The organism is Streptomyces sp. NPDC056452 (assembly GCF_042796085.1).
Lineage (GTDB): Bacteria > Actinomycetota > Actinomycetes > Streptomycetales > Streptomycetaceae > Streptomyces.
Genome location: NZ_JBHTRI010000020.1, coordinates 1 through 12,668, shown reverse-complemented (window position 1 = coordinate 12,668; position 12,668 = coordinate 1). Strand labels below are relative to the sequence as shown.

The window sequence follows — 12,668 nt, the reverse complement described above, 5'->3', positions numbered from 1 at the left end:
TGGTGGCCAACCTGTGACGCATCACGCCCCGAACAGGCCCTGTTGTCCCTTTACGCCTTGCTGCGGCGGTACGAGGCCGAGGTGCGCCCAGGCCGCGGGGGTGGCAACCCGGCCTCGCGGGGTCCTCGCGAGCAGGCCTTCCCGTACGAGGAAGGGCTCCGCGACCTCCTCGACGGTCTCACGCTCCTCCCCCACCGCCACGGCGAGGGTGGACAGGCCGACGGGGCCGCCGCCGAAGAGTTTCAGCAGGGCGCCGAGCACCGCGCGGTCCAGCCGGTCCAGGCCGCGGTCGTCGACCTCGTACACCCGCAGGGCGGCTGCGGCGATGTCCCGGTCGATCCGGCCCTCGGCCTTGACCTGCGCGTAGTCCCGGACACGGCGCAGCAGCCGGTTGGCGATACGGGGCGTGCCCCGGGAGCGTCCGGCGATCTCGGCCGCTCCCTCGGTGTCTATGGCCACGTCGAGAAGGCCCGCGGAGCGGTGGATGACCCGCTCCAGCTCCGTGGGGGCGTAGAACTCCATGTGGCCGGTGAAGCCGAAACGGTCGCGTAGCGGGGGCGGCAGCAGCCCGGCCCTGGTGGTGGCCCCGACCAGGGTGAACGGGGGAAGTTCCAGCGGGATGGCCGTGGCACCGGGGCCCTTGCCGACGATGACGTCGACGCGGAAGTCCTCCATGGCCATGTAGAGCATTTCCTCGGCGGGCCGCGACATGCGGTGGATCTCGTCGAGGAAGAGGACCTCGCCCTCCTGGAGGGAGGACAGGATCGCCGCCAGATCGCCCGCGTGCTGGATGGCGGGGCCGGAGGTGATGCGGATCGGGGCGTTCATCTCGGCGGCGATGATCAGGGAGAGAGTGGTCTTGCCGAGGCCGGGTGCGCCGGAGAGCAGGACATGGTCGGCCGTGGCACCACGGGCGCGGGCGGCCTTGAGCACCAGGTCGAGCTGTTCGCGCACCTTCTCCTGGCCGACGAACTCGTCGAGGTCCTTCGGGCGCAGTGCGGCCTCGACCGCGGTGTCCTCCCCGTCCGCTCCGGCGGCGACCAGCCGGTCGTCCAGCGGGTCGTCCAGCAGGTCGTCCGTCGCGCCGGTGTCGGCTCCGGTCTCGTCCCAGTTCATCTCGTCAGTCCCGCCTCGGGTGTTTCGGTGCCGGGCCGTGCGGTGCTCCGGCCGGCGTACGGGGCGTCGGCCCCCGGGTCAGCGTGCGCGGTTGAGTGTCTGCAGGGCCGCGCGGAGCAGCTGCGGTACGGGCGGCTGTGCGCCGCCGGCGATCGCGGCCTCGGCCTGCGGTGCCACGGCGGTCACGGCCTCGTCGGCCTCGCGCGTCGCGTAGCCGAGGCCGATCAGGGCGGCCTGCAGCTGGTCGCGCCAGGAGGAGCTGACCGCGGTGCCGATGCCCTGCTGCCCGATGTGGGCCCCGACCGGCTCGCCGAGCCGGTCCTTGAGGTCCAGGAGGAGCTTCTGGGCGCCCTTCTTGCCGATGCCGGAAACGGCGGTGAGCGCCTTCTCGTCACCCGTGGCGACGGCGATGCGCAGGGCGTCCGGGCTGTGGGTGGCGAGCATGGCCTGGGCGAGGCGCGGGCCGACGCCGTTGGCGGTCTGGAGGAGCTCGAAGACCTGCCGCTCGTCGTCGTCGGCGAAGCCGTACAGCGTGAGCGAGTCCTCCCGTACGACGAGGGAGGTGGCGAGCCTCGCCTCCTGGCCGATCCGCAGGCCCGCGAGTGTGCCGGGGGCACAGTGGACGGCCATGCCGATGCCGCCGACCTCGATCACGGCCGTGGTCGGGGCGAGGGCGGCCACCGGGCCGGAGACGAAGGCGATCATGCGGTACGGCCTTTCAGCGTGCGGTGGGCGGCGACGGCCTGTTGCAGTCGGTTCTGCGCGGGTGCGCGCCAGATGTGGCAGATGGCGAGGGCGAGGGCGTCGGCGGCGTCGGCGGGTTTGGGCGGTGCGTCCAGCCTCAGCAGCCGGGTCACCATGGCTCCGACCTGTGCCTTGTCGGCGCGGCCCGAGCCGGTGACGGCCGCCTTGACCTCGCTGGGGGTGTGCAGGGCGACCGGGATGCCCCGGCGGGAGGCGCAGAGCATGGCGACCGCGCTGGCCTGGGCGGTGCCCATCACCGTACGGACGTTGTGCTGGCTGAACACCCGCTCCACAGCGACGAATTCGGGCCGGTGCTCGTCGAGCCACTGCTCGATGCCCTGCTCGATGGCGACCAGGCGGTGTCCGAGCTCGGCATCGGCCGGGGTGCGTACGACGCCGACGCCGATCATGGTCAGCGGCCGGCCCGCCACACCCTCGACGACTCCGACACCGCACCGGGTCAGCCCCGGGTCCACGCCCAGAACACGCATGGAGCGCCCCCTCCCCTCACCGATCGGTCAACTGTTCCCGCAGGCTATCGGCTCGCACCGACAATGCGACGGGCCGACGGGGTGTGTCCCCGTCGGCCCGTCGGCTCCGCTCGTGCGGAGGGTGCCCGGATGTCAGGCGTCGACCTTCTCCATGACCTCGTCGGAGACGTCGAAGTTGGCGAAGACGTTCTGCACGTCGTCGCTGTCCTCGAGCGCGTCGATGAGCTTGAAGATCTTGCGCGCGCCCTCTTCGTCGAGGTCGACCTGCATGGTGGGCAGGAAGTTGGCCTCGGCGGAGTCGTAGTCGATGCCGGCCTCCTGGAGCGCGGTGCGGACCGCGACCATGTCGGTGGCCTCGCTGACGACCTCGAAGGTCTCACCGAGGTCGTTGACCTCCTCGGCGCCCGCGTCGAGCACGGCCCCCAGGACGTCGTCCTCGGACAGCTCGCCCTTCGGGACGATGACGACGCCCTTGCGGTTGAACAGGTACGAGACGGAACCGGGGTCGGCCATCGACCCGCCGTTGCGCGTCATCGCGACGCGTACGTCGGACGCGGCACGGTTGCGGTTGTCGGTGAGGCACTCGATGAGTACCGCGACACCGTTGGGGCCGTAGCCCTCGTACATGATCGTCTCGTAGTCGGCGCCGCCCGCTTCGAGACCGCCGCCGCGCTTGACCGCGGAGTCGATGTTCTTGTTCGGGACGGAGCTCTTCTTCGCCTTCTGGATGGCGTCGACGAGCGTCGGGTTGCCTTCGGGGTCCACGCCGCCGGAACGGGCCGCAACCTCGATGTTCTTGATCAGCTTCGCGAAGAGCTTGCCGCGCTTGGCATCAATCACGGCCTTCTTGTGCTTCGTCGTAGCCCATTTAGAGTGGCCGGACATCTGCCTTCTCCTTCGCGTCACCAAAATCTGAACGAACCCGAGAGATCCTACCGGGATCGAGTCAGCACACTGCGCGCACCATGTCGACGAAGAGTGCGTGGACCCGGTGGTCACCGGTCAGTTCGGGGTGGAATGACGTAGCCAGGGCGTTTCCCTGCCGTACGGCGACAATATGCCCGCCGTGTTCGGCGATGACTTCTGTCTCCGCCCCGACCGATTCGACCCAGGGCGCGCGGATGAATACGCCCTCGACCGGACCGCCCGCGATCCCGTCCACCTCGACGGCGGCCTCGAACGACTCGTTCTGCCGCCCGAAAGCGTTACGGCGCACGATCATGTCGATACCGCCGAGCGTCTCCTGGCCCGAGCGGGGGTCCAGGATCTTGTCGGCGAGCAGGATCATCCCGGCGCAGGTGCCGTAGACCGGCATACCGGCGGCGACCCGCTCGCGCAGCGGTTCCAGCATGCCGAACAGGACGGCCAGCTTGGACATCGTGGTGGACTCGCCACCGGGTATGACGAGCCCGTCGACCTCGGCGAGCTCCTCGGGACGCCTGACCGGCCTGGCCACGGCATCCGCCGAGGCCAGGGCGATCAGATGTTCCCGCACGTCGCCCTGGAGAGCCAGGACTCCGATGACAGGGTTGTCGGTCATCAGTGGGTTACCAGCCGCGGTTGGCGTAGCGCTCGGCCTCGGGCAGCGTGTCGCAGTTGATGCCGACCATGGCCTCGCCCAGGTTGCGGGAGGCGTCCGCGATGATCTTCGGGTCGTCGTAGAAGGTGGTGGCCTTCACGATGGCGGCGGCGCGCTTGGCGGGGTCGCCGGACTTGAAGATGCCGGAGCCGACGAAGACGCCCTCGGCACCGAGCTGACGCATCAGGGCCGCGTCCGCGGGGGTGGCGACACCACCGGCGGAGAACAGGACGACGGGCAGCTTGCCGAGCTCGGCGACCTCCTTGACCAGCTCGTACGGGGCACGGAGGTCCTTGGCGGCGGCGTACAGCTCGTTGTTGTCGAAGCCGCGCAGGCGGGCGATCTCGTTCTTGATCTGGCGCAGGTGCCGGACAGCCTCGACGACGTTGCCGGTGCCGGCCTCGCCCTTCGAGCGGATCATCGCGGCACCCTCGGCGATGCGGCGCAGCGCCTCGCCCAGGTTGGTGGCACCGCAGACGAAGGGGGTGGTGAAGGCGAACTTGTCGCTGTGGTTGACCTCGTCGGCCGGGGTGAGGACCTCGGACTCGTCGATGTAGTCGACGCCGAGGGACTGCAGGACCTGGGCCTCGACGAAGTGGCCGATGCGGGACTTGGCCATGACGGGGATGGAGACGGCCTCGATGATCTCTTCGATCATGTTGGGGTCGGACATCCGGGCCACGCCGCCGTCCTTGCGGATGTCGGCCGGAACCCGCTCCAGGGCCATGACGGCCACGGCGCCCGCGTCCTCGGCGATCTTCGCCTGCTCGGCGTTCACGACGTCCATGATCACACCGCCCTTGAGCTGCTCGGCCATGCCGCGCTTGACGCGGGCGGTGCCGGTGGCCGGGGACTCGGTGGACTGCGGGGTGCTGGGAAGCGTGGACACGGATCGACCTCACTGGGGGTGAAAAAGAAACGGGAGACTGCAGGCACGAGCAAACGCTCCGGGACCAGTCCACAGCAAGGGCCAATGGACACCCCGTGGATCGTTTTGCGTGCCGGCTCAGCTGCCGGGCCGGTCCGCCAGCGCGACCGGTGGCTCGTCGTCCATCTCGAACGCGAGCGGGAACGGGGCATGTCCGGCGAGCCGGAACAGCCGTACGGTCCGGTGCCTGCGCAGCGCGCGGGCTGCGCGCACCGAGTCGTTGTGGAAGCGCCGGGCCATCGGGACCCGGCGCACGGCGGCAGCCAGTTCCTTCGCCGCGTCCTGTCCGCCGGGGAACTCCTTGAGCGCCTCGACCTGCGCCGTCTCGCCGAACACGGCCCGCAGCGCGGTGCTCAGCTCGCTCTCGGAGACCTCGCGCTGCTCCTCCGCGGCCTGCCGTGCGGCGTGCGCCGCCTCGTACAGCACGATCGACGCCGCGGGATCCAGCACCCCGGCGGTGGCCAGTTCCTGGGTGACCGAGGCACGGCGCAGCAGCTGGGCGTCCAGGGCCGCCCGGGACGCGTCGATACGGGCGTGGAGCCGGTCGAGCCGGCCGGCGGTCCAGCTGAGGTACAGGCCGATCGCGAGGAGCGCGACGGCAATCCAGATGAAGGTTTCGATCACGGGCGGCAAGGCTACCGTCGCCGGGTGCGCCCCCGGGCCGCCGGTGCGCCGTAGCGGCCCGCGAGCCCCGGGCTCAGTCCCTGGCCAGCCCGAACCGTGCGCGCAGGCCTGTGCGTTCGTCGGTGTCCACCGATGCGGCCCCGTCCGTGACCGTCTCGTACACCGCGAGGATGTCCGCGCCGACCGTCTCCCAGTCGAAGCGGCGCACATGGGCGCTGCCCCGCTCCCGCAGACCGGCCCGTCGCTCCGGGTCGCCCAGCAGGCGGATCGCGGCCGCGGCGAGCGCGTCGGCGTCCTCGTTGGCGAAGAGGTCGCCCGCGGAGCCCTGGTCCAGCACCTGGGCGAACGCGTCCAGGTCGCTGGCGAGCACGGGCGCTCCCGCCGACAGGGCCTCGACCAGGATGATGCCGAAGCTCTCGCCGCCGGTGTTCGGCGCCACGTACACATCGACGCTGCACAGCAGCCGCGCCTTGTCCTCGTCGCTCACCATGCCGAGGAATTCGACGCGCTCGCGCATCTCCTTCGGCAGTGAGGCGACCGCTTCCTCCTCGTCACCGCGGCCCGCGACCAGCAGGCGGGTCTCCGGGCGGGCGGCGAGGATCGCGGGGAGCGCCTTCATCAGGACGGGCAGGCCCTTGCGCGGTTCGTCGATGCGCCCTATGAAGCCGAGCGTGCCGCCCTGCCACTCGGCCTTGGGCTCGGCCCCGGCGAAGAAGCCGACGTCCACGCCGTTGGGGATGACCACCGCGTCCCCGCCGAGGTGCTCGACCAGGGTGCGTCGCGCGTACTCGCTCACCGCGATCCGCGCGCTGATCTTCTCCAGTGCCGGCTGGAGGATCGGGTACGCGGCGATCATGGCCCGGGAGCGGGGATTGGACGTGTGGAACGTGGCGACGATCGGACCCTGTGCCGCCCAGCAGGCGAGCAGCCCGAGCGAGGGCGAGGTGGGCTCGTGGATGTGGATGACGTCGAACGTGCCGTCGTGCAGCCAGCGGCGCACCCGCGCGGCGGACAGGAACCCGAAGTTCAGCCGGGCCACCGAGCCGTTGTACGGGACGGGCACGGCACGGCCCGCGGACACCACGTACGGCGGCAGCGGCGTGTCGTCGTCGGCGGGCGCCAGCACCGAGACGTGGTGACCGAGGCGGATCAGGTGCTCGGCCAGGTCCCGGATGTGGAACTGCACCCCGCCGGGAACGTCCCAGGAGTACGGGCAGACGATGCCGATCTTCACGGAGCTTCCCCCTGGGGGTCCAGATCGGAGATCCAGAGCCGCTGCAGCATGTGCCAGTCCTCCGGATGCTCGGCGATCCCGGTGGCGAAGGCATCGGCCAGCGCCTGTGTCATGGAGGACGTGTTCTCGGCGCGGGTACCTGTCCCGGGTACGCCGACGGGCGGATGGATCTGCGCCTGCATGACGGGCGTGCCGTCGTACCAGAGCGTGACGGGCAGCAGCAGCGCGCCGGTCTGCTGGGCGAGCAGCGCGGGGCCCGCGGGCATCCGCGCGGTGTCGCCGAAGAAGTTCACCTCGACGCCGGACGCCGACAGGTCGCGGTCTGCGACCAGGCAGATCAGGCCGCCGGACCGCAGCCGCCTGGCCAGGGTCCCGAAGGCCGCGCCCCCGTTGTGCGGCAGGACCTCCATGCCCAGGCCCTGGCGGTAGGCCACGAACCGGTCGTACAGGGTCTCCGGCTTCAGCCGTTCGGCGACCGTCGTGAACGGCACCTTCAGGTCGGTGGTGACCCAGGCGCCCGCCAGGTCCCAGTTCCCCAGGTGCGGCAGCGCGAGGATGACCCCGTTCCCGGCGTCCATGCCCTCGGTGAGCCGGTGGACGTCCCGGACGTTGATGCTGTTCCTGATCCGCTGCGGACTCCAGGTCGGCAGCCGGAAGGACTCCATCCAGTAGCGCATGTAGGAGCGCATGCCGGCCTTCGACAGCTCGGCGAGGCGGGCGGGGCCCGCGTCGGGCACCACCCTGGCCAGGTTCGACTCCAGCCGCAGCACCGACTTGCCCCGCCGCTTCCAGGCCTGGTCGGCGATGGTACGGAAGAGCGCGCGGGCCGCCGGCTCGGGCAGCTTCTTGACCGCGCCCCAGCCGAGCCCGTAGAGCCCGTCGGTGAGCCGCCCCCTGAGATCGGATCCGGTGCCGCTCACTGCGCGGCCTCGCTCCCCTGTTCCGCGGTCCCGCCCGCGACGGCGGCCGCCGCGTCGGCCTCGGCCGACTCCCGGCGCACGGTCACCACCCGCTGGACCAGGGTCACCAGGCTGCCCGCGGCGACGATCCACAGTGCGATCGGCAGCAGGACCTGGATCCCGGGTACGCCGAACCCGTGCAGACCGGCCAGACCTGCGGCGACCAGCGAGATCACCAGCCGCTCGGCACGCTCCACCAGCCCGTTGACCGCGACCGGCAGGCCGATCGACTCACCGCGGGCCTTGGTGTACGAGACCACCTGGCCACTGGCCAGGCAGAAGATCGCGACCGCGCACAGCACGTTGTCGTCGCCGCTGCCCGCGTACCAGAGGGCGAACCCGGCGAAGATCGCCCCGTCGGCGACCCGGTCGAGCGTCGAGTCCAGGAACGCGCCCCACCGGCTGGAGATCCCGGCCTGCCGCGCCATGTTGCCGTCGACGAGGTCGGAGAAGACGAAGACCGTGATCACGATCGTGCCCCAGAAGAACTCCCCCATCGGGAAGAAGACCAGCGCACCTGCCATCACTCCGGCCGTACCGACAAGAGTGACCGCGTCGGGGCTGACCCCGAGGCGGAGCAGCAGAGCGGCGAACGGTGTGAGGACACGCGTAAAAAATGCACGCGCGTACTTGTTCAGCATGGCCTTCCCGAGGTTCGGTGGGCCGCGCGGCCACTTCGGCCACCGGCTGGCCCATCGTAGTCACGAGCCGTGCCGTCCCACGGCGGGGCACCCCGTCCCGGTGGGTCACCCGGATGTCACCGGCGTCGGGGTGCGACGTATGGACGCGGCCCGGCCCGAGTGGAAAGCTCGAATGACGCGGGCGCCGCCGGAGCCGCGCTCGGCTCCTCCTGCCCGTGACCCCTACTCCCCAGGGCTTCGACAGCCCCACCGATCGGGAGGAACGCATCATGGGCGACAGGACGCATACGCACACCGGGGCCGCCGGCAGAGCAGCGACGGCCGACCGGCCCGCTTCCGTACGGAACGTGGTGCTGGTCGGCCACAGCGGCTCGGGCAAGACCACTCTGGTCGAGGCTCTCGCGCTCACGGCGGGCGCGGTCAACCGGGCCGGCCGGGTCGAGGACGGTGGCACCGTCTCCGACTACGACGAGATCGAACAACGCCGGCATCGTTCCGTACAGCTCTCGCTGGTCCCCGTCGAATGGGGCGGCTACAAGATCAATCTGCTGGACACCCCCGGCTACGCGGATTTCGTCGGGGAACTCAGGGCCGGTCTGCGCGCGGCGGACGCGGCCCTCTTCGTTGTCTCGGCGGCGCAGGAGGCCGACGCGGTCGCGGGCACCACCCGCGCGGTCTGGGAGGAGTGCGCCGCCGTCGGGATGCCGCGGGCGATCGTCGTCACGCACCTGGACACCGCCCGCACCCCCTTCGACGAGATGACCCGGGTCTGCGGCCGGCTCTTCGGCGGCGACGACCCCGACGCCGTGCTCCCCCTCTATCTGCCGGTGCAGGGCCCCGAGGCCCCTGACGGTCATGCGCCGCTGACCGGCCTCACCGGACTGCTCACGCAGCGGATCTTCGACTACTCCTCCGGGGAGCGGAAGGAGAACCCTCCCGCCGGCGACGAGCGTGCGCCGCTCCTGGCGGCTCGCAACCGGCTCATCGAAGGGATCATCGCCGAGAGCGAGGACGAGTCCTTGATGGACCACTACCTCGGCGGTGGCGACATCGACACCGAGACGCTCGTCGACGACCTGGAACGCGCCGTCGCGCGCGGTGCCTTCCACCCCGTCCTCACCGCGGCCCCGGCCGTCGACGGCGCGCGTCAGGGGATCGGCACGGTCGAGCTCCTGGACCTGATCACCGGCGGCTTCCCCTCCCCGCTCGAGCGGACCCTCCCCGCGGTCACCACCCCCGAGGGCGCCCCGCGCCCCGCACCGGTCTGCGACCCGCAGGGGCCCCTGGTCGCCGAGGTGGTGAAGACGGCGTCCGACCCCTATGTGGGACGTGTCTCCCTCGTACGCGTCTTCTCCGGCACCCTGCGCCCCGACGACACGGTGCACGTGTGCGGCCACGGCCTCACCGACCCGGGGCACGAGGCGCGCCCCTGCCACGACGCGGACGTACGGGTCGGCGCGCTCTCCTCCCCCTTCGGGAAGCAGCAGCGACCCCTGGACCACTGCATCGCCGGAGACCTCGCGTCCGTCTCCAAGCTGGGCGGGGCCGAGACCGGGGACACGCTCTCCGGCACCGGGGACCCGCTGCTGATGGAGCCGTGGACCATGCCGGACCCGCTGCTGCCCCTGGCGGTGCGCGCGCACAGCAAGGCCGACGAGGACAAGCTCTCCCAGGGCCTGGCCCGGCTCGTCGCCGAGGACCCGACCATGCGCCTGGAGCAGAACAAGGACACCCATCAGGTCGTCCTGTGGTGCATGGGAGAGGCCCAGGCGGACGTCGCCCTGGAAAGGTTGCGCAGCAGGTACGGCGTGCAGGTCGACGCCGTGCCCCACCGGGTGCCCCTGCGGGAGACGTTCGCGTCACGGACCGTCGGGCGGGGCCGCCACGTCAAGCAGTCCGGCGGCCACGGCCAGTACGCGATCTGCGAGATCGAGGTGGAGCCGCTGCCTCCCGGTTCGGGCATCGAGTTCGTCGACAAGGTGGTGGGCGGCGCGGTGCCGCGCCAGTTCATCCCGTCCGTCGAGAAGGGGGTGCGCGCCCAGGCGGCCCGCGGCGTCGCGGCGGGGCACCCGCTCGTCGACGTCCGCGTCACCCTGCTCGACGGGAAGTCGCACTCGGTCGACTCGTCCGACGCCGCTTTCCAGACCGCCGGCGCCCTGGCTCTGCGCGAGGCCGCCGCCGACACCCGTATCCAGCTCCTCGAACCGGTCGCCGAGGTCCGGGTGCTGGTCCCCGACGACTACGTGGGGGCCGTGATGAGCGATCTCGCCGGCCGGCGCGGCAGGGTGGTGGGCACCGAGCAGGCAGCCGGGGAGCAGACGCTCGTGCGCGCCGAAGTGCCCGAGATCGAGATCGGCAGGTACGCGGTCGATCTACGCTCCCTGTCGCACGGCACCGGACGGTTCGACCGGGCGTACGCCCGGCACGAGCCGATGCCTCCCCAACTCGCCGACCGCATCCGCGAAGAGCAGGAAATCGGCACAAACGGAACGTAGCTGACCGGAATTGACACCTGCCACCCCGTCCCGGCCCTCACAGCCGGGCGGCGTCGCGATCCGGACGATACGCTGTGGTCCCAGCTCAGAAGGTGTGCGACGTACGGTAGTTGGGAACAGCCGCAGGAGCAGACCAGGCGTCAAGTGGGGGCGGCAGAGTGGCCAACGACGGATTCGATTTCTCTCCCGGAGCGCAGATCCCTCTCCAGGGTTCGGCCGGACAGGCGGTGGCGACCAACGCCCTCGCCTCCGCCGCATACCGCGACAGCGATGTGTCGGAGATCCTCAAGGCCAACAGCGAGTGGCACAAGTCCGAGGTGAAGCCGGGCGACTCCAAGCTCTTCAAGTCCGACTACTTCAAGCCGAATCTCGGTGAGGCGTTCTCCCGCGCCGTCCAGGAACGCACGCTCGGCGGCGACCGCAAGGCACTCATCCAGTCCTTCGGCACCGACCCGCAGACCGTCGTCGAGCACTGCCTGTCCGCCACCCGGCTGCGCAAGGCGCGCGACACCCGGCTGACCCTGGTGACCGCTCTCTTCGGCTTCGCGTTCCTGCCCGGACTGGTCCTGTGGGTCCTGGCCTTCCGGCTTCGCGACTCCCTCAACAACTCCAAGGACAAGGTCTTCCAGTCGCTGGGCGGCGTCCTGCTCGTCGCCGTCGGCGTCGTCGCCACCATCTTCCTGGTCGCCATGCCGGTCACCGGACTCCTGGCCCTCTACCTCCGCGCCATGGTCGTCGCCCCGGTCATCGGCTGGCTGCTCGCCAAACGGATCGCCGAGACGTCCGCCAAGGACATGCGCGACCGCTGGGAGGGGCTCCTCTCCGGCACCGGCGTCAGGGCCAAGATCCCCGAGGCCGTACCGAAGAACCCCAACGAGACGGCCCGCGAGGCCCTGCGCCAGGGCCTGGAGAAGCTCTCAGCCGAGCAGCAGTCCAACGCGGTCTTCTACGCCGGCCCCAAGGGCATCCTCGGCATGGGCACCCGCTGGGGCAGCTGGCAGCTCGCCGAGGAGCTCGTACCCAAGGACCCCACCAAGGAGATCCACCAGTTCCGCAGCTGGGACCTGATACGGGTCATCCACGACCAGCTCAAGATGCTGGAGCGCGGCCCGCTGAACACCGGAGGCTTCCCCACTCCCTCCGTCAAGCACTGGATCGTGTCGCCGGTCGGTGAGAACGCCGACTCCGTCTCGCGCCCCGCGGGCGAGGACGTCGCCACCTTCCAGGTCAAGCCCCACGAGATACAGCGGATCTGCAACCACCAGCAGTTCGGCAGCGGCGACCGGCACTACCTGGGCGTCCAGTTCACCCTCTGGGACGGCCAGTTGGTGATCACGATGCTGATCACCGTCACCGTGCTCCACGAGACCCTGCGGATCGAGGTCACCGGACACGCACTGGGGCCGGTCCACTCGCTCTTCCTCTCCAAGCCCGAAGCCGAGACGAAGACGGTGAAGAAGGCCGTCAAGTTCTGGGAGACCCGCAAGGTCACGCTCCCCCTCGTCAAGGCGAAGGAAGTCGTCAGGCTCGCGCTGCGTGCCCCGTTCACCTGGTACCCGCCGCTGCTCGACTACCTCGGGGGCAAGATCGTCCTCCCCGAGCCCTTCGGCCTGCGCCACGCCTGGGCCGCCAAGCCGTGGGGCCACCGCTTCATGGCCGACGACGCCATGCGGGCGGCCACCCCGGTCCTGCGGTCCGTGCACTCCGCGGCCATGCGGGTCCTGAAGGAGAACGGCGTCGACACCGAGCGCTTCGACAACCGCTCCATGATCCTCAGCGGTCTCGTCCAGGACCCGGCACCGCGGAAGGCCGACGTCTACGACGCATGACAACGCAGTGGTGGGCGCCCCGGCCACC

12 protein-coding genes are annotated in these 12,668 nt (G+C 70.8%); 2 read left to right on the top strand and 10 right to left on the bottom strand.

What is annotated here, in order from left to right; translation table 11 throughout:
* Positions 1-21: 21 nt before the first annotated feature.
* The 10 genes from ruvB to pgsA all read right to left on the bottom strand — a co-directional run bounded on the left by ruvB (position 22) and on the right by pgsA (position 8,316).
* Positions 22-1,116, bottom strand: a complete 1,095-nt coding sequence (gene ruvB / locus ACFQ6X_RS20250; protein ID WP_383183263.1) for a Holliday junction branch migration DNA helicase RuvB — start codon at positions 1,114-1,116, stop codon at positions 22-24.
* A 78-nt stretch (positions 1,117-1,194) separates the two neighbouring features.
* The gene (gene ruvA, locus ACFQ6X_RS20245; RefSeq protein ID WP_329212910.1) at positions 1,195-1,821 is read right to left on the bottom strand and encodes a Holliday junction branch migration protein RuvA; all 627 of its coding nucleotides are present in this window, start codon (positions 1,819-1,821) and stop codon (positions 1,195-1,197) included.
* Positions 1,818-2,351 carry a crossover junction endodeoxyribonuclease RuvC gene (gene ruvC / locus ACFQ6X_RS20240; protein WP_383183260.1) on the bottom strand — a complete coding sequence of 178 codons (534 nt, stop codon included), beginning with the start codon at positions 2,349-2,351 and terminating at the stop codon, positions 1,818-1,820. The genes ruvA and ruvC overlap by 4 nt, the downstream gene beginning before the upstream one ends.
* Positions 2,352-2,483: 132 nt before the next feature.
* Positions 2,484-3,236 (bottom strand): YebC/PmpR family DNA-binding transcriptional regulator, encoded by a 753-nt coding sequence (locus tag ACFQ6X_RS20235; RefSeq protein WP_266929230.1) that lies wholly within the window; start codon positions 3,234-3,236, stop codon positions 2,484-2,486.
* Between the two features lie 61 nt (positions 3,237-3,297).
* A complete protein-coding gene (gene pdxT / locus ACFQ6X_RS20230) occupies positions 3,298-3,891 on the bottom strand; it encodes a pyridoxal 5'-phosphate synthase glutaminase subunit PdxT (RefSeq protein WP_383183258.1) in 594 nt (197 codons plus the stop codon).
* A gap of 7 nt (positions 3,892-3,898) precedes the next feature.
* On the bottom strand, positions 3,899-4,819 hold the full coding sequence (gene pdxS / locus ACFQ6X_RS20225) for a pyridoxal 5'-phosphate synthase lyase subunit PdxS (protein WP_383183256.1): 921 nt from the start codon (positions 4,817-4,819) through the stop codon (positions 3,899-3,901).
* Positions 4,820-4,936: 117 nt separating this feature from the next.
* The gene (locus ACFQ6X_RS20220; protein WP_383183254.1) at positions 4,937-5,482 is read right to left on the bottom strand and encodes a hypothetical protein; all 546 of its coding nucleotides are present in this window, start codon (positions 5,480-5,482) and stop codon (positions 4,937-4,939) included.
* Positions 5,483-5,555: 73 nt separating this feature from the next.
* Positions 5,556-6,716 carry a glycosyltransferase family 4 protein gene (locus ACFQ6X_RS20215; protein WP_383183252.1) on the bottom strand — a complete coding sequence of 387 codons (1,161 nt, stop codon included), beginning with the start codon at positions 6,714-6,716 and terminating at the stop codon, positions 5,556-5,558.
* Positions 6,713-7,636 carry a phosphatidylinositol mannoside acyltransferase gene (locus tag ACFQ6X_RS20210; RefSeq protein ID WP_383183250.1) on the bottom strand — a complete coding sequence of 308 codons (924 nt, stop codon included), beginning with the start codon at positions 7,634-7,636 and terminating at the stop codon, positions 6,713-6,715. The genes ACFQ6X_RS20215 and ACFQ6X_RS20210 overlap by 4 nt, the downstream gene beginning before the upstream one ends.
* On the bottom strand, positions 7,633-8,316 hold the full coding sequence (pgsA, locus tag ACFQ6X_RS20205) for a phosphatidylinositol phosphate synthase (RefSeq protein WP_383183248.1): 684 nt from the start codon (positions 8,314-8,316) through the stop codon (positions 7,633-7,635). The genes ACFQ6X_RS20210 and pgsA overlap by 4 nt, the downstream gene beginning before the upstream one ends.
* A 269-nt stretch (positions 8,317-8,585) precedes the next feature.
* Here pgsA and ACFQ6X_RS20200 point away from each other — a divergent pair, with 269 nt between their 5' ends.
* Both ACFQ6X_RS20200 and ACFQ6X_RS20195 read left to right on the top strand, forming a co-directional pair.
* The gene (locus ACFQ6X_RS20200) at positions 8,586-10,811 is read left to right on the top strand and encodes an elongation factor G-like protein EF-G2 (protein ID WP_383183246.1); all 2,226 of its coding nucleotides are present in this window, start codon (positions 8,586-8,588) and stop codon (positions 10,809-10,811) included.
* 158 nt (positions 10,812-10,969) lie between these two features.
* Positions 10,970-12,640, top strand: a complete 1,671-nt coding sequence (locus ACFQ6X_RS20195; RefSeq protein ID WP_383183244.1) for a hypothetical protein — start codon at positions 10,970-10,972, stop codon at positions 12,638-12,640.
* Positions 12,641-12,668 lie beyond the last annotated feature (28 nt).

Coding starts and splice junctions, on each gene's coding strand:
- ruvC (WP_383183260.1), bottom strand. CDS start 2,351: ATGCGTGTTCTGGGCGTGGACCCGGGGCTGACCCGGTGCGGTGTCGGA.
- pgsA (WP_383183248.1), bottom strand. CDS start 8,316: ATGCTGAACAAGTACGCGCGTGCATTTTTTACGCGTGTCCTCACACCG.
- ACFQ6X_RS20235 (WP_266929230.1), bottom strand. CDS start 3,236: ATGTCCGGCCACTCTAAATGGGCTACGACGAAGCACAAGAAGGCCGTG.
- ACFQ6X_RS20200 (WP_383183246.1), top strand. CDS start 8,586: ATGGGCGACAGGACGCATACGCACACCGGGGCCGCCGGCAGAGCAGCG.
- ruvB (WP_383183263.1), bottom strand. CDS start 1,116: ATGAACTGGGACGAGACCGGAGCCGACACCGGCGCGACGGACGACCTG.
- ruvA (WP_329212910.1), bottom strand. CDS start 1,821: ATGATCGCCTTCGTCTCCGGCCCGGTGGCCGCCCTCGCCCCGACCACG.
- pdxT (WP_383183258.1), bottom strand. CDS start 3,891: ATGACCGACAACCCTGTCATCGGAGTCCTGGCTCTCCAGGGCGACGTG.